Source organism: Celeribacter halophilus, from assembly GCF_900114135.1.
Classification (GTDB): domain Bacteria; phylum Pseudomonadota; class Alphaproteobacteria; order Rhodobacterales; family Rhodobacteraceae; genus Celeribacter; species Celeribacter halophilus.
The window spans coordinates 33,285-50,116 of sequence record NZ_FORY01000017.1 but is presented as its reverse complement, the minus strand read 5'-3'; the positions used below and the strand labels follow the sequence as shown (position 1 = coordinate 50,116).

At 56.9% G+C, this 16,832-nt stretch carries 14 protein-coding genes, 1 tRNA gene and 1 other RNA gene; 7 read left to right on the top strand and 9 right to left on the bottom strand.

Annotation, left to right across the window (positions count from 1 at the left end):
• Nucleotides 1–93 precede the first annotated feature (93 nt).
• The 7 genes from BM152_RS15155 to BM152_RS15125 form a co-directional block, all read right to left on the bottom strand.
• Nucleotides 94–1,152: a LacI family DNA-binding transcriptional regulator gene (locus tag BM152_RS15155; protein WP_066602301.1), complete on the bottom strand. Its 1,059-nt coding sequence runs from the start codon at nt 1,150–1,152 to the stop codon at nt 94–96.
• 140 nt (nt 1,153–1,292) lie between these two features.
• Nucleotides 1,293–1,369 (bottom strand) — tRNA-Arg (locus BM152_RS15150).
• A gap of 105 nt (nt 1,370–1,474) precedes the next feature.
• Complete coding sequence (locus tag BM152_RS15145; RefSeq protein WP_066602304.1) at nt 1,475–3,082, bottom strand: ABC transporter ATP-binding protein; 1,608 nt, start codon at nt 3,080–3,082, stop codon at nt 1,475–1,477.
• Entirely contained in the window at nt 3,079–4,185 is a 1,107-nt protein-coding gene (locus BM152_RS15140; RefSeq protein WP_066602307.1) for an ABC transporter permease, read from the bottom strand. Before BM152_RS15140 ends, BM152_RS15145 begins: the two co-directional genes overlap by 4 nt.
• On the bottom strand, nt 4,182–5,279 hold the full coding sequence (locus BM152_RS15135; protein ID WP_066602310.1) for a microcin C ABC transporter permease YejB: 1,098 nt from the start codon (nt 5,277–5,279) through the stop codon (nt 4,182–4,184). The genes BM152_RS15140 and BM152_RS15135 overlap by 4 nt, the downstream gene beginning before the upstream one ends.
• A gap of 50 nt (nt 5,280–5,329) precedes the next feature.
• The gene (locus tag BM152_RS15130) at nt 5,330–7,201 is read right to left on the bottom strand and encodes an extracellular solute-binding protein (RefSeq protein WP_066602315.1); all 1,872 of its coding nucleotides are present in this window, start codon (nt 7,199–7,201) and stop codon (nt 5,330–5,332) included.
• A gap of 179 nt (nt 7,202–7,380) precedes the next feature.
• Nucleotides 7,381–7,899 carry a c-type cytochrome gene (locus BM152_RS15125; RefSeq protein WP_066602318.1) on the bottom strand — a complete coding sequence of 173 codons (519 nt, stop codon included), beginning with the start codon at nt 7,897–7,899 and terminating at the stop codon, nt 7,381–7,383.
• A 122-nt stretch (nt 7,900–8,021) separates the two neighbouring features.
• Here BM152_RS15125 and BM152_RS15120 point away from each other — a divergent pair, with 122 nt between their 5' ends.
• On the top strand, nt 8,022–8,852 hold the full coding sequence (locus BM152_RS15120; RefSeq protein WP_066602327.1) for a prephenate dehydratase: 831 nt from the start codon (nt 8,022–8,024) through the stop codon (nt 8,850–8,852).
• A gap of 40 nt (nt 8,853–8,892) precedes the next feature.
• Here BM152_RS15120 and BM152_RS15115 read toward each other — a convergent pair whose 3' ends face one another.
• Together BM152_RS15115 and nudC are read right to left on the bottom strand one after the other, a co-directional pair.
• Nucleotides 8,893–9,366 (bottom strand): SRPBCC family protein, encoded by a 474-nt coding sequence (locus BM152_RS15115; protein ID WP_066602332.1) that lies wholly within the window; start codon nt 9,364–9,366, stop codon nt 8,893–8,895.
• 39 nt (nt 9,367–9,405) lie between these two features.
• On the bottom strand, nt 9,406–10,353 hold the full coding sequence (nudC, locus tag BM152_RS15110) for an NAD(+) diphosphatase (protein WP_066602448.1): 948 nt from the start codon (nt 10,351–10,353) through the stop codon (nt 9,406–9,408).
• Between the two features lie 262 nt (nt 10,354–10,615).
• On the opposite strand from nudC, the gene BM152_RS15105 reads away from it, so the two are divergent.
• The 6 genes from BM152_RS15105 to rsgA all read left to right on the top strand — a co-directional run bounded on the left by BM152_RS15105 (nt 10,616) and on the right by rsgA (nt 16,727).
• Nucleotides 10,616–12,592: a bifunctional 2',3'-cyclic-nucleotide 2'-phosphodiesterase/3'-nucleotidase gene (locus tag BM152_RS15105; protein ID WP_066602334.1), complete on the top strand. Its 1,977-nt coding sequence runs from the start codon at nt 10,616–10,618 to the stop codon at nt 12,590–12,592.
• A 188-nt stretch (nt 12,593–12,780) separates the two neighbouring features.
• Nucleotides 12,781–13,788: an ABC transporter substrate-binding protein gene (locus tag BM152_RS15100; RefSeq protein WP_066602341.1), complete on the top strand. Its 1,008-nt coding sequence runs from the start codon at nt 12,781–12,783 to the stop codon at nt 13,786–13,788.
• 72 nt (nt 13,789–13,860) lie between these two features.
• Nucleotides 13,861–14,655, top strand: a complete 795-nt coding sequence (locus BM152_RS15095) for an ABC transporter ATP-binding protein (protein ID WP_066602344.1) — start codon at nt 13,861–13,863, stop codon at nt 14,653–14,655.
• Nucleotides 14,655–15,419, top strand: coding sequence for an ABC transporter permease (locus tag BM152_RS15090; RefSeq protein WP_066602347.1), 765 nt, complete (start codon nt 14,655–14,657; stop codon nt 15,417–15,419). Before BM152_RS15095 ends, BM152_RS15090 begins: the two co-directional genes overlap by 1 nt.
• A 64-nt stretch (nt 15,420–15,483) precedes the next feature.
• Nucleotides 15,484–15,580, top strand: an RNA gene (gene ffs / locus BM152_RS15085) — signal recognition particle sRNA small type.
• Nucleotides 15,581–15,683: 103 nt separating this feature from the next.
• The gene (rsgA, locus tag BM152_RS15080; protein ID WP_066602354.1) at nt 15,684–16,727 is read left to right on the top strand and encodes a ribosome small subunit-dependent GTPase A; all 1,044 of its coding nucleotides are present in this window, start codon (nt 15,684–15,686) and stop codon (nt 16,725–16,727) included.
• Nucleotides 16,728–16,832 lie beyond the last annotated feature (105 nt).

Genomic DNA, 16,832 nt, shown 5'->3' with positions numbered 1-16,832 from the left:
TCGTCGCGACATTTCCAGTCACGAACGCCTGTGCGCAGATGAATAAAGTTGCTGGAATCGTCGCAAATGCAGACAGTTTGCGGTCTTAACGTCTCAAACCGGCTTTTTCTTCCGCTTCAACGTATCACCGATTTCGAGCGATGGCTCCAATGTGATGATCTCGCCGCCGGCGGACCCGTCACTTTCGACGCGCTTGGCAATAATCTCCGCCGCAGCACGCCCGATTTCAAGACGACAGGCATCCATCGTCGCCAGCTTGCGCGGCAAACCGTCGAGAAATTCGATCCCGTTGAACCCCGCAAGCCCGATGTCCCCCGGCACATCTATGCCGTTGTCGAGACAATACATAAGGCCGCCAGCTCCAATCATATCGTTGGAATAATACAGGAAATCCAAAGGCTCTTCGACGTTTCTCTTGAGAATGGCCTCGGTCATCTCGCGCCCCTTCTTGAGCGCGGAGCCGCCGGAATAGAATTCGCTATCGGAGATCTCCAGACCGGATTTGGCGAGAACTTCGGTGAAGCCCTCGAACCGTTTGCGGGCACGGTGATCAAGCGGCATTTTTGTGCCCAGAAACCCGATCCGCTTGTAACCCGCATCAATGATCGCCTGCGCCATTTTCCGGCCCGCGCGCCGATGGGAAATGCCGACTGCGGAATCGATCGCCTCACCATCAGTATCCATGATTTCGACAATCGGAATACCCGCTGCGCCCATCATGGCTTTGGCCGCTTCGGTATGTTCCAACCCTGCGATGATCACACCGGAGGGGCGCCACGAGAGCATCTGATACAAAACCGTTTCTTCGCGCTCCGGTTTGTAATTCGTGATGCCCACAACCGCCTGAAGCTCCGTTCCCTCAAGTACGTCATTGATGCCGGTCATTACTTCTGGAAAGACCATGTTCGACATGGACGGGATAATCACGGCCACAAGGTTCACCCGACTGGACGCAAGTGCGCCCGCAATCTTGTTCGGCACATACCCGAGTTCCCGGGCCGCTTCCAAAACTTTCGCGCGTGTAGCCTCGGAAACATCACCGCGATTTCTGAGGACGCGACTGACGGTCATCTCGGAAACGCCGGAAGCTTCGGACACATCGCGGAGGGTAAGCGGCCTTTTGGGAGGTGTATTTCCTGAACCTTGCGACATGACCTGACCCTCCAGCCTGTTTATAACATCTACAGTTTACATCAAAAAACGGGCTTGTCCATCTGGGGCGCATAAAAGCCGTTAACGCTAACATGCTGTAGTTGAGGCTATTACCCTTAACGCGCACCGTTATGCGGGAATGGTGGGCCGTGCGGGACTCGAACCTGCTGCCTCCAAATTAGGAATTTGGCGCTCTATCCAGATGAGCTAACGGCCCTGAAACCTGTTATCTTTTCAGGGAAGAACCAAGCGATGTCAATGGTCACAACCCGTCACGTTTCAACACACGCACAGTCAAGGTCGCAAAAGAGACAGGTGGTTCTTAGACCCCTGCCCCGTCTTCCACCTTCAAATCCAGCGCTGCACTGACGAGCGCGCGGGTGTAGGGTTCTTTCGGCGCATTGAAAATCTCTTCGGCCGAGCCCGCCTCGACCACATCGCCGCGTTTCATCACAAGCACCTTATGAGACAGCGCCCGCACCACGCGCAGGTCATGGGAGATGAAGAGATAGGCGAGCTTGTGGCTTACCTGAAGGCGGCGCAACAGTTCCACAATTTGCACCTGAACCGTCATGTCGAGCGCCGATGTCGGCTCATCCAGCACCAGCAGACGCGGACGCAGGATCATGGCCCGCGCAATGGCGATCCTCTGACGCTGACCGCCGGAAAACTCATGTGGATACCGGTGGCGCGTTTCGGGATCGAGACCAACCTCACGCATAATGTCGATCACGGCCTGCTCTTGCGAGGCATAGCCCTCGACATGATGCACCCCCAGACCCTCGGCAATGATCTGCTCCACCGTCATACGGGGCGACAGAGAGCCATAGGGATCCTGAAACACAATCTGCATATCCGCCCGCATCGCGCGCAATTGACGGTTGGACCAGCCCTGAATGTCTTTGCCCAACACCACCACAGGCCCTTGCGACGAAATCAGCCGCATCATGGCCAGCGCAAGCGTGGTTTTGCCCGAGCCGGATTCCCCGACAATGCCGATGGTCTCGCCTTCGCGCACAGAAAGGGTCGCGGCATTCACCGCCTTCACATGACCCACAGTTTTGCGCAGGAAACCGCGCTGGATCGGGAACCAGATGCGCAAATCCTTGGTCTCGGCCACGACCTCTGCGCCTTCGGGCACGGGGGCGGGGTGGCCCGTGGCCTCGGCGGCCAGAAGCATTTGCGTGTAAGGATGCTGCGGATTGTCGAAAATTTCCGTCGTCACGCCGGTCTCGACAATTTCACCATCCTTCATCACACAGACCCGATCCGCGATTTTGCGCACGATGTTGAGATCGTGGGTGATGAAGAGCATGGACATGCCCAACTCGCTTTTGAGATCACGCAAGAGTTCGAGAATCTGCGCCTGAATGGTCACATCAAGCGCCGTGGTCGGCTCGTCCGCAATCAAGAGATCAGGCCGGTTCGCAAGCGCCATAGCAATCATGATCCGCTGCCTCTGCCCGCCGGAGAGCTGGTGCGGGTAGTCTTTGAGACGGCTTTCCGGCTCATGTATGCCGACCTGAGTGAGCAATTCGATCACCCGCTGACGGGCAGGCTCTCCGGTCATGCCGTGGTGGATCAGCAAAACCTCGGTCAACTGTTTTTCCAGCGTATGCAGCGGGTTGAGCGAGGTCATCGGCTCTTGGAAAATAAAGCTGATGTCATTGCCCCTGAGCTTGCGTAGAGCTTTCTCCGAGGCTCCCACAAGCTCTTGGCCCTGATAGGTGATCGAGCCGGTGGTCACGGAAGTGTCCGGCAAGAGGTTCACACAGGACAGCGCGGTCACGGATTTGCCGGAACCGGATTCGCCCACAAGCGCCACGGTTTCGCCCTTCTCGATGGAAAAGCTCACGCCTTTCACCGCCTCGACGGTCTGTCCGTCCTGCTGGAATCCCACACGCAGGTCTTTATATTCCAAAAGGCTCATCGAAAGGTTTTCCTTGGATCAAACGCATCCCGCACGCCTTCGAATATGAAGACCAGAAGCGAGAGCATGATGGCATAGGTGAAAAAGGCCGTGAAACCGAGCCACGGGGCCTGAAGGTTCTGCTTGGCCTGTAGAGTCAACTCGCCCAGAGAGGGGTAAGAGCTAGGCAAGCCGAAGCCCAGAAAATCCAGCGCGGCCAGCGTGCCGATATTTCCCGTCACGATGAAGGGCAGCATGGTCAGCGTTGCCACCATCGCATTGGGCAGCATGTGACGGAACATGATGGTCCAGCTTCCAACCCCCAAGGCCCGCGCCGCGCGAATATATTCGAAATTCCGCGCCCGCAGGAATTCGGCACGCACCACCCCGACCAGAGCGGTCCAGCCGAACAGAATGGTGACAAAGACCAAGAGCCAGAAACTTCGCCCCAGAATGGCAAAGAGAATGATGATCACATAGAGCGAGGGCATCGCCCCCCAGATTTCCAGCACGCGTTGGAAAATCAAATCCGTGCGGCCACCGAAAAAGCCCTGAATGGCGCCTGCGACAACCCCGACAAGCGAAGACGCGACGGAGACCACAAGTGTGAAAAAGATCGACAGGCGGAAGCCATAGATCACCCGCGCGACCACATCGCGCTTGGTGTCATCCGTGCCCAGCCAGTTCTGCGAAGTGGGCGGCGATGGCGCGGCTCCCGGTCCTTCGACCTGGGTGTTGAAGGAATAGCGAATGGGCGGCCAAAGCATCCAGCCCTTCTCGATCTTCTCGCCATTGATCTCGCCGTCTTGCGCGTCTTCGATATAGCCTTCGGGATCGTCGAAACAGTCCACCAGACCACCCGTTTCAATGAGACATTGCACTTCGGGATAGCGGTAAACGGCTTCCGTCCTGAAATCGCCGCCAAACTCCGTCTCGGGATAGAATTTGAAGACCGGCGTGTAGTAGCTGCCGCGATATTGCACGAGGATCGGTTTGTCATTGGCCAGAAACTCGGCAAAGAGCGAGAGGCCGAACAGGATCGAGAAGATGATCAGCGACCAATAGGAACGCCGGTTCGATTTGAAATTCCGCCAGCGGCGGCGGTTGAGTTCGGACAGTCTCATGTATCCCTCCGCTCAAAGTCGATACGCGGATCCACGAAGACATACATCAGGTCCGAAAGGATGCCGATGAGCAAACCGATGAGACCGAAAAAGAACAACGTCCCGAAGATCACCGGATAGTCGCGGGCGAGTGCCGCCTCATAGCCCATGCGGCCCAAGCCATCCAAAGAGAACAGCGTTTCGATAATCACCGAACCGCCGAAAAAGACCCCGAGGAACAGCCCCGGAAAACCCGCAATCACGATCATCATCGCATTGCGGAACACATGACCATAAAGAACGCGGCTTTCGGGTAGCCCCTTGGCCTTGGCCGTCACCACATATTGTTTGCGGATTTCGTCGAGGAAAGAGTTCTTCGTCAAAAGCGTCAGAGTTGCGAAAGACGAGATCACAGAGGCCACCACAGGCAGGGTGATGTGCCAGAAATAGTCCCCGATCTTGCCCAAAAGCGACAACTCGTCCCAGTTGGGCGAGGTCAGGCCACGCAGCGGGAAAATCTGCCAATAGGAGCCACCGGCAAAGAGCACCAGAAGCATGATGGCAAACAGAAACCCGGGGATCGCATAGGCCGCGATGATGATGCCGGAGGTCCATGTGTCGAATTGCGACCCGTCCTTCACCGCCTTGCGGATGCCAAGCGGAATGGACACGAGATAGGAAATCAGCGTCGCCCAGAGCCCCAATGACACCGACACTGGCAGCTTGTCCCAGACGAGATCCAGCACTTCCTCCGATTTGAAATAGCTCTCGCCAAAATCAAAACGCATATAGTTCCACATCATCGACAGGAACCGCTCCAGAGGCGGCTTGTCGAGACCGAATTGTTTCTCCAGATCCGCGATAAACTCGGGCGGCAAACCGCGCGCGCCGGCGTATTCGCTTTGATAGGCCGTGCTCTCCAGATCTTTCGCACCGATGGCATCACCCTGCCCGCCTGTAATCGATTCGAAGACATCGCCCTCGCCTTGCAAATTGGCGAGCACCTGTTCGATCGGACCACCGGGCACGAATTGTGTCAGCGCGAAATTGACCACCATAATCCCGATCAATGTCGGAATGATCAGCAGCAAACGCCGTAGAATATAGGCTCCCATAAACCGTCCTTACCGGATTGTTATCTCTGCTTCGGTCTTTCCGGACCCTCTTACTTCAATGCACCCTCTGCACGCAATTCGGCTTCGCGATCCGCGTTCGCCCACCAGAAGTCCAGATAGCCAAGGGCCAGAGGCGGCATTTTGTCTTCAGACGGGTGTTCATACATGTCGTAATACGCCACCCAGTAGCTGTCGTTCATATGCGCGGGCACAATGAAATAGTCATGACGCATGATCCGGTCCGCCGCACGCACCATAGCGGCCATGTCTTCATAGCTGTCCGCCTTGAGGATTTCCGCGCCGATATGTTCGATAGCGGGGTTACAATATCCCGCAGGGTTGAAAATATCGCCCACTTCCTCGCAGCCGTATTTTTGCAGGAAGCCTGACCCTTCTTCGAATCCGTTGTTATACCCGTCATAGATCATATCATAATCGAAGCTCTGCTTGCGGGCCTGATACTGGTTCGGATCAATCCGGTTATATGCCGCATCCACGCCCAGCGCATTCAGGTTTTCCACATAAGGCTTGATGATCCGGTCCCAAGACGGGTTGTAATGCAGGATTTCGACGGAAAGCACCTCTCCCTCAGCATTGCGCATCTTGCCATCATCTCCGGGCGTGTAGCCCGCCTGCTCCAACAGGGCCATCGCCTTGCGCATGTTGCGCCGGTCCAGAGACCGCTCGCCGGAGGTATGGGGCAAGAGTGCCTCTTCAGTGAAAATCTCTTCGGGCAGGTCGTCTTTCACCGCTTCGAGAATCTCAAGCTCCTTGCCCTCCGGCAAACCTGTCGCCATCAGCTCCGGCGACTGCCAGAAGCTCTCGCGCTGTGAAAACAGCCCGTATTGCAGCGTGTCATTGGTCCATGTGAAATTATACATCATCCCAAGCGCAAGACGCACATTGCGGTCCTGAAACTTGTCGCGTCGCAGATTGAAGAGAAAGCCCGATGCCCCCGGAATATTCCCGTTGTGCAGGCTCTCCTTTTTCACCCAACCCTTTTCCAGCGCGGGGAAATCATACCCCGTGGCCCAGTTCAGAGACGAAAACTCCTGGCGGAAGGTAATTTCTCCGGCTTTGAACGCCTCAAAGGCCGCTATGGTATCCCCGAAATAGACCACCCGGATGGTGTCGAAATTGTATTGCCCCACATTGAACGGATGATCCGCCCCCCAATACTCGGGGTTGCGTTTGTATTCGACCCACTGGCCGGCATCATAGGCCGTCAACATATAGGGCGCAGTCCCCGGCGGGGTTTCGTAGCGTTTTTCGTCCAAACGCCCGCCGGTTTCATCGAACCATGCCTTCTTCATGACGATTGTCGCTCCGGCCTGACCGATCAGACCACTGCGCGGGATGTCCGGCTGGAACGTGAATTTCACCGTATGCGCGTCCAGCGCCTCAACCGATTTGATCATAGCAGACACGCCTGCGCGCCATGACGGTGTGCCTTCGGCAATGAACTTATTATGGGTAAAAACCACATCTTCGGCGGTCATCGGTGTGCCATCGGAAAAGGTGACATCATCGCGCAGGTGGAAAACCACCCAGTCCTTGCTCTCCGGATACTCAATCGTTTCGCACAGCAGGCAATAGCTCACCGCCTTATATTCATCCGCCGTCGAGGTCATAAGGCGTTCATACATGGACGAGGACAGAGCCGCCGGCGTTCCCGACAGGGTCGAAAACGGATTCAGACTGTCGAATGTCCCCACCATGCCGATAGAAATCTCGCCGCCTTTCGGAGCGTCCGGATTCACATATTCAAGATGATCGAAAGGCTCGGCATATTTCGCCTCGTTCCAGTCGGAATACCACGTCGAGGTGATGACCTCCGGCTCTTGTGCCCATGCGCCTCCCGACAAAAGGCCAAGCGTTGCCAAAACAGGTGCAAAGACGCGGGCTAAAGGGCGTTGGATCATATTCATGTCTCCGGTAACCGAGGCGATTGGTCAGTTTCTACTTGGGGTGACGGTAATGTGCCACAGCCACGGGATGCAAGTTACATACGCTCGAATTTCCGTGATCTCGTAGCTGTGCACAAACAAAACCCCCACCGGTGCGGCCGATGGGGGTCTCGTCAAGTCTATGTGTTGGCCGTTCAGCCGGAGATCGACTGGAGATAGGCCACCAGATTTGCACGATCTTCGATTTTCTTCAGACCGGCAAAGGACATTTTGTTGCCGGGAATCGCATCTTTCGGGCTGGTCAGATAGACGTTCAGAGCCTCTGCATCCCAAGCACCACCATGCGAGGACATCGCATCGGAATAAGCGAAGCCATCAACCGAAGCCAGTTCGCGCCCGAACACACCATCAAGATGCGGTCCGGTGCCGTTGGAGCCATCAATCTTGTGACAGGCTCTGCACTTGCCAAAGACTTTCTCGCCTTTTCCGGCGTCGGCGGATGCCAGAAGTTCCTCGAAACTCACTTCGACCACGTCTTCTTCCACAACCTCTTCATCGCCCGTGGCGATAACGTAGGCTTGGACGTGTTCGCCGTCGTGTCCGGCGGCGTCCATGGCGTAGATAGAGGAAGCGGCCCAATTGCCAAGCAGGAAGATCAAGAATGTGCCGCAGATGCCGCCCACGATCTTGGTAAGGGTCATAGTGTTGAACATATTGCGTTCCGTTCATATAGGTTCGTCGCGCGATATCTACCCGCTTCCAATGCTTCATTTCAAGGTATAAGACCAAAGCTCGGACAAGTTAGCGCAGTACAAACGAACAAAAAGGGGTCGAAATGACCGGTCGCATCGCATTTCAGGGAGAACCGGGGTCTTATTCCCATCAAGCCTGCACCGAGGCGCGCCCGGATTTTGAGCCCCTTCCATGCCCGTCTTTCGAAGATGCGATGGAGGCGGTGCGCTCCGGCACGGCCGATCTCGGCATGATCGCCGTCGAAAATTCCACCTACGGACGTGTGCAGGATGTCTATCACCTGCTGCCGGATTCGGGGCTTCATATCATCGACGAAACCTTCGTTCGGGTGCACGTGAACCTGTTGGGCCTGCCCGGCACCAAAACATCCGACATCAAGACCGTCCGCGCCATGTCTGTCCTCTTGGGGCAAGCCCGCGGGTTCTTGCGCGATCATGATCTTGCCACCGCGAACTGGTCCGACAACGCCGCAGCCGCCCGCTCCGTCAAAGAGGCGGGAGACCCCAGCATCGGTGCCTTTGCCTCCGAACTGGCCGGCGAGATTTTCGGCCTTGATGTGCTTGAACGCCACATCGAAGATCACAAGCTGAACACCACGCGCTTTCTGATTATGGCCCGTGAGCCTGATTATACCCGTCGCGCCGACAAAATGGTCACGGCCTTCATGTTCCGCGTCCGCAACATTCCCGCCGCGCTTTACAAAGCAATGGGCGGTTTTGCCACAAATGGCGTCAACATGACAAAGCTGGAAAGCTATATGGTGGATGGCGGCTTCACGGCAACACAGTTCTATGCCGATATCGAAGGCCATCCGGAGGACGAAAATGTCCGCTTCGCCCTTGATGAATTGGGGTATTTCACGGAAATGGTGGAAATTCTTGGCGTCTATCCGGCAGACCCGCGACGGGCTTGAAACAAGCGATTGACAGGCGAGGCAGGCACGCGCGGTGCGTTCAGCCCCTCTGCGCCCCTTGGTATTGCTCCGACAGGTTTTGGCAATAAGTCTTCACCCGCTTCTCGAAGCGTTTCTGCAAGGTTGATTTTGCGAATTTCACCGACTGCACGAGAATACGCGCCGACAAAGTCGTAGGACGCACATCGTAGCCGAAGGTCACCCGTGTGCGCTGCGCAGACAGGGGCACAAGCTCAGTCGTGATCTCCATATTGAGGCCGCCGGATTTAGCCATCGCCATCAGGACATTCGGCGCGTCAAACTCGGTGATTTCCGCATCCAGATCACGCATCTTACCACGAAACGGGACTTTGAGCGTCCATCCCGCGCCGACACCACGGGGCTGCGTCGGAGACTTGCGGGAAAAATCAATCCCACGCCGCATGGCCTGACGCTCCAACCCCTCGAAATCCGTGATGTGACCGAAGACAAAATCTGCGGGCGCTTCAATATCTTGACGGGTCGAAAATTTCATACCTGATTACCTGTTAGCTTACCCAAAGCATTTATTCCTTTATTCCCAAGAATCCGCAAGCCACTTGGACATGAGAACCTGCGCAATTGCGCCTTTTCTTGGCGGGGAAATCTCGGGGTGCTGACCCGCCATGGCGCAGGCCAGCTCCTCGCGCCGAACCCAGCGGGCATCCTCGATCTCAACGGGATCGACAGTGATCTCTGTGCTCACTGCCACCGCCCGACAGCCCAGCATCAACGATGCCGGAAAAGGCCACGGTTGGCTTGTGACATAGTCCACCTGCCCCACGCGCACCCCCGCCTCTTCAAAAACCTCGCGCCGGACGGCTGCCTCGATTGGCTCTCCCGGTTCGACAAACCCCGCAAGCAGAGAATACATCCGGTCCGGCCAAGCGGGATTGCGGCCTAGCAAAACAGAATTGCCGTGAGTGACCAACATGATCACTACCGGATCAGTGCGCGGATAATGGGAGGCAGAACAGGACGGGCAATCCCTTTGCCATCCGCCCTGAGACATCTCCGTGCGCGCACCACACGCGGCGCAAAAACCGTGTGTGCGGTGCCACTCGCACAAGCCTCTGGCGGTTCCTGCAATCTCTGCCTCCAGAGGCGTCAACTCCGTCATCACAACCCGCAGATCGTAAAACGTAATATCCGGCAGTTCGGCACATTCGACACTCACATGCGACCACGGCGAAGACTGCACAGGCTCAGATTTGGTCTCTTCGGCGTCCAATTCACTGACATCGCGAGAGAAGACGGGCTGCCCGTTTGGCAAAACTCCGAGGAACAGGTCATTCCTAATGATTTCGGGAAATGCATCTTGCGTCAGAAACGCAAGTTTGCCCGCAGCATCCAAAGGCACCCGCCCGCGCCAGTAAGGCACGAACACGGCATCTTCCCGCCCACACAAATCTGCAGCATTCGCTCTCAGATGCGCGGCCCTGTTCAACTCTCCGCCCGCAAGCGGCACCAAATTCTGTTTCATGGCCTCGCCATATGCCCCGTTTCCTTTGCAAACCACGCCGCTCTTCATACCAGCGGCCCGGACACCACTGCCCTGTTGCACTTTTGCGACAAGGAAACGCCCTAGATCACGGACACATAGCGCCTCAAAAGACAGCCCGAACAGAATGTGATGACTGTTTTTGCTTGATAATTTCGGCCCTGTCACATCTTTTTCTTGTGATGATCCTATGGCCGTATCACACTGTTTCCGAAATCGATGTTTCCAAGCAAGGAGAAGCCCGATGGACCACCCGAACACCCATATTCATCGCCGAGACTTTCTATCCGGCACAATTGCAGGATCTGCCTTGATCGCACTTCATCCCTTCTCTGCGCGCGCCAATGCCAACCAAGCCCATTTGCGGATCATGGAAACCACGGACCTGCACGTCCATGTATTCCCTTATGATTACTACGCCGACAAACCGGTGGACACGGTTGGCCTCGCTCGCACCGCAGCGCATATCAATGACGTGCGCGCCGAAGCCACCAACACAATGCTGTTGGACAATGGCGACTTTTTGCAAGGCAACCCGATGGGCGACTACATCGCCTATGAGCGCGGCATGAAGGAAGGCGACATGCATCCGGTCATTACCGCCATGAATACGCTGGGATTTGACGCTTCGACCCTTGGCAATCACGAATTCAACTACGGCATCGACTTTTTGATGAAGACGCTGGCGGGTGCAAATTATCCGGTGATTTCCGCCAATGTCGTCAAGGAAATGGGCGCGACGCCGCGCGAGGACACAACGCTGGTTCCGCCTTATATCATCCTTGATCGCGAGATCACCGATGGCGCGGGTGAGACCCATCAGATCAAGGTCGGCCTGATCGGCTTTGTTCCGCCACAGATCATGATGTGGGACCGCAAGAACCTCGAAGGCACGGTTGACGCCCGCGACATCGTGGAAACCGCCCGCGCCTATGTGCCCGAGATGAAAGAGAAAGGCGCGGATATCATCATCGCGCTGAATCACTCGGGTATCGCCTCCGCCGACCACACGGAAGGGATGGAGAACGCCTCGGTTCCGCTGGCCGAAGTCGAGGGGATCGACGCGCTTTTGACCGGCCACTCGCACCTCGTCTTTCCGTCACCGACCTTTGACGGCTTTGCAGCGGTTGATAGCGAGAAAGGTCTCATCCACGGCAAGCCGGCGGTCATGGGCGGTTATTGGGGCTCGCATTTGGGGGTCATGGACCTGATGCTCGAATATGAAAGCGGCGAATGGCGTGTCGTCACCAGTTCCGTCGAAACCCGCCCGATCTACCAACGCAACGAAGACCGTTCGATCACGCCTCTGGTCAAAAGCGTCGAACCTGTGCTGAACTCGGTGCAGGACATTCACGATCAAACGCTGCGATATGTCCGCCGTGCGGTCGGCAAGACAACGGCACCGCTGCACTCCTATTTCGCGCTGGTGGCCGACGATCCCTCGGTCCAGATCGTATCCAACGCCCAGCTTTGGTATATCTCCGAGATGATGAAAGGCACCGAACATGAGGGACTGCCGATCCTCTCTGCCGCTGCTCCGTTCAAAGCAGGTGGCCGTGGCGGACCTGAGTATTACACGGACGTTGCGCCCGGTGATGTGGCGATCAAGAACGTGGCCGATCTCTATCTCTACCCGAACACGATCCGCGCCGTCCGCATCAACGGTGCGCAGCTCAAAGGCTGGCTGGAACGCTCCGCCGGCATGTTCAACCACGTGGAGAAAGGCGCGAAAGATGCGCTCCTGCTCAATCCGACATTCGCGTCCTACAATTTCGACGTGATCGACGGGGTGAGCTATCAGATCGACATCTCCCAACCTTCGCGTTTCGATTCAGACGGCGAGCTTTTGAATCCGAACGCCTCCCGCATCACCAATCTCACCTTCAACGATGCGCCCGTCACGGATGACATGGAATTCATCGTTGCGACCAACAACTACCGCGCGGGTGGCGGCGGGTCTTTCCCCGGCGCAGATGGCTCGACCGTCATTTTTGAAGGGCCGGACACCAACCGCGACATCATCGTGCGCTATATCATCGAACAAGGCACGGTGAACCCGACAGCAGATAACAACTGGTCGCTGGCCCCTCTCGGCGGCACCACGGTTCTGTTCGAGACCGGAACCGCAGCTCGTGCGCATCTGGCCGATCTCGAAGAGCTGACCATAGAGGATGCAGGCGAAGGTTCTGACGGATTCGCACAATTTCGCATTTCGCTTTGAGCCAACACTGACTTGCCAAAGCGGCCACCCTCCGGTGGTCGCTTTTTTTGTTTACCAAATGGGCAAAAACGCAATCACCTGCCTGTTTTCTGTGCGACTGCCGGAATTGTATACACGATTGTAAACTCGAAACTCGCCGTAGGACCTCTCACAGGTCATGCTTTTCAAGAACGATACAGGGGAGTTTCATGTTCAACAAATCCATCACCACTATGGCCGCCCTCGCGCTCAGCGCGACCGCCGCCTATGCCGAGACCGCGATGCCTTTCGCCCTCGACTGGAAATTCGAGGGCCCCGCAGCGCCCTATTTCACAGCCGTTGAAAAAGGCTATTTCGCCGATCACGACCTCGATGTGGAAGTCTCCGCGGGCCAAGGTTCGCTTGACGCCATCCCGAAAGTCGCCACCGGCGCTTTCCCTGTCGGCTTTGCAGACATCAACAGCCTTGTGAAATTCCTCGACCAAAACCCCGGCGCACCCGTCACCGCGATCATGATGATCTATGATGCACCGGCTTTCGCTATTGTCGGCCGCAAGTCCTTGGGTGTCGAAGCGCCCAAAGACCTTGAAGGCAAAGTGCTGGGCGCACCGCCGCCCGATGGCGCGTGGGCGCAATTCCCGATCTTTGCCGCCGAGAACGATCTCGACATGGACAAGATCACCGTGGAGCCGGTCGGCTTCCCGACCCGCGAGCCGATGCTTGCCGAGGGCAAAGTGGATGCTGTGACTGGCTATAACTTTTCCTCGTTCCTGAACCTTGTGCGCCTTGGCGTGCCGGAAGATGACATTTCCACCATCATGATGTCGGATTACGGTGTGGACCTTTACGGCAACGCCATCATCGTCAACACCGACTTTGCCGCCGAAAACCCCGAAGCTGTAACCGGTTTTCTGACCGCCGTTGCGGCCGGTTGGAAAGATGCGGTTGCAGATCCTGCCGCCGCTGCGGAAACGCTGGCGAAATACAATCCGGCGTCCGATCTGGCCCTGGAGACCCGTCGTCTTGAACTGGCCATCGAAGGCAATGTTCTCACCGACTATGTGGCAGAAAACGGTCTGGGCGGCATCGACGAAGACCGCCTCGCGGCCTCCCTCGAACAGCTCAAACTGGTCTATGAATTCAAGGCAGAGCCGGATGCAAGCCTGTATTTCACAGAAGAATACTTGCCTGCCGCTGACGCGCGCATGCTGAAGTAATCTCGGAGTGAGTATTTGGCGGGCGCGGGTCTTTCGGCTCGCGCCCGTTTTTGTGCGGGCAAAAGGTGATACATGACCAATCTCATAGACATCAAAGGCGTCATCCACGCCTATCAAACCGAAAACGGCCCCCTGCCCGTTCTCGACGATCTCAATATCTCTGTGCCTGAAGGCGATTTTTGCGCCGTGGTCGGCCCGTCCGGCTGCGGAAAATCGACGCTGACGCGGCTCATCGCCGGACTGATGAAACCCGATCAGGGCGAAGTCTGGCTGCACGGGGAAAAAGTCACCTCACCACGCGCAACCGTGGGCATGGCGTTCCAAAATCCTGTTTTGCTCGAATGGCGCACGATTTTGCAAAATGTTCTGTTGCCACTCGAAATCGTGCCGAACAAGATGACCAAAGCGCAGAAAGAAGAGCGCGGGCGGGAATTGTTGACATTGGTCGGCCTCGAAGGGTTCGAAGACAAGCGCCCCTCGGAATTGTCCGGAGGTATGCGCCAACGCGCCTCGCTCTGTCGTTCGATCGTTCACAAGCCCGACGTGCTGATCATGGACGAGCCTTTCGGCGCTCTTGATGCCTTCACCCGCGAAGACCTCTGGCAAACCATGCACCGGCTACGTGAGGAAGAACCTTTCACCGGCGTGCTCATTACCCATGACCTGCGTGAAAGTGTCTATCTTGCCGATGAGGTTGTTGTGCTCTCGGGCCGCCCCGCAACCACACAGCATGTCGAAAACGTGAAACTCGGCGGGCGCACCGACCTCGAAGTGATCTACACCACCGAGGCCACCGACATCCTGCACCGCCTGCGCCACCAGATCGAGATCGCCCAAGGCCGCGCCAAAAGTGAGGAGGCTGCGTGATGAAACATTGGAAGCAAATCGCCACCCCGGCCCTCGCCATCGTGCTGTTCATCGCGTTCTGGGAGTTCATCGTCTGGGTGAACCAATGGCCGAATTACAAAATGGCCTCGCCCTCTGATCTGATCCCCGCCTATGCGAAATACTGGAATCTGTTTCTGATCTACGGCTGGCAAACACTGTGGCGCACGGTCGTTGGCCTGTTGGTTGCGGTCGTTTTCGGCACGCTGATCGGCATGATCATGGGCTTTTCACGCACCATGCGCGATGCGCTCTACCCGCTTCTGGTCGGCTTCAATGCCATTCCGAAAGCCACGGTTGTCCCCGTGCTCGCGCTGATCCTGATCGGGCACCATGATCTCAACACCGTGCTGATTGCCTTCATGATTTCCTTTTTCCCGATCTCGGTCGCGGTTTCCATCGGGTTGTCGACACTGGAACCGGAGTATCGTGACATTTTGCGCGCACTGGGGGCCTCAAAATGGACAATTTTCTGGAAAATCGCCCTGCCAAAGACGCTGCCGGAATTTTTCGGCGCACTCAAAGTCGCGGTTACACTGGCGTTTATCGGCACAAACCTAATGGAGATCGTCGAGCCACACGGCAAGGGGCTGGGGCATCTGTTCGACAGCGGCAAGATCAACGCAGACTACCCGCTGATGTTCGCCGTATTGATCGCTTTGGCCTTCCTCGGCATCCTGCTTTACTACATCGTCGTAGGGCTTGAGAAAATCTTTGCCGGATGGGCGGAAAGACCGCAAAGCTGAGCGGATATGCGCAAGAGTTCACAAGCTCTTGCGAATCCGCGCTGTCATCACTATGTAACCCCTTGAGAGGTTGGCGCGGGCGAGCGCCTCGCCAACCCGGTCAGGTCCGGAAGGAAGCAGCCGTAACGAGCCCCGCTTGGGTCGTTGTCCAGCCTCTCACCCTTTCCCCCAAAGATGCAACAAGTGCGAAACAACGTGCCGTGCCCACTTGTTCTTGGCCGGATACGCGGCAATATAGGTAAAACCCTCTGACAGCGTGGCACAATGCATCCGACCCTTTCCGATCTGGGCTGGTCCCAATTCTTTACCGACCAACTCGATAGCAACGAAATCGATACCCTGACACCTGTGCGCCTCTCCGGAGTGCGGCGCCGCTCTGTTGTGGCGCTGACGGCCGATCTTGATCGGAAAGAGATCGCATTAACCGGTGATCATGTGGCCACCGACATGGCGGTTGGAGATTTTGCCCTCACCGATGGCGAACGCCTCATCCGTGTGCTCGACCGCAAAACCGTGATCTCGCGCAAGGCCGCCGGTCTCGCAGCACAGGCCCAGTTGATTGCAGCCAATATCGACACGCTCATCATCACCACCTCATGCAATCAGGATTTCAACGACGCACGCCTTGAACGCTACCTCGCCATTGCGATCGAGGCGGAGACCACCCCCGTGATTGCCATCACCAAAGCCGACAAACCCGAAGGGCTCACAGCAGAGGCCTATGCAGAACGTGCAAAGGCGCTCTACGACGGGGCCGATGTGTTGCTGATCAACGCCAAGTCTCCGGACGACATTGCCCGTCTCGAAGGCTATTGCGGCACAGGTCAGACGATTGCGCTGGTTGGCTCGTCCGGTGTGGGGAAATCTACCATTGCCCGCGGGTTGACGGGCGAGGACATCGCAGTTGGCGACATTCGCGATGATGATGCGAAAGGGCGCCACACCACCACAGCACGCTCCATGCACCGGATGCATGCGGGCGGATGGCTGATCGACACACCGGGGATGCGGGAACTCGCGCTGCATGACGCCTCAGAGGGCATCGCGACGCTGTTCGAGGACATAACCGACCTCGCCGCCCAGTGCAAATTCTCCGACTGCCAGCACCGCACCGAACCCGGCTGCGCCGTCCAACGCGCGGTCAATGCCGGCACACTCGACCCCGAACGCCTGGAACGGTGGCGCAAACTCGTGGACGAGGACACCCACAATTCCGAAACCATCGCGGATGCACGCGAGCGGGGCCGGAAGTTCTCCAAAATGGTCAAGTCCACCATGAAGGCAAAAAAGGCCCGTCGCGGAGAATAGCCCGTCGCGCAACACGACAACTGCACAGATGCAAATTCGGTCAATTCAGGTTGCGGGGACACGCCCCCGCCCTTACCTTAGCCGCAACGATAGCCTTTCGCGGCA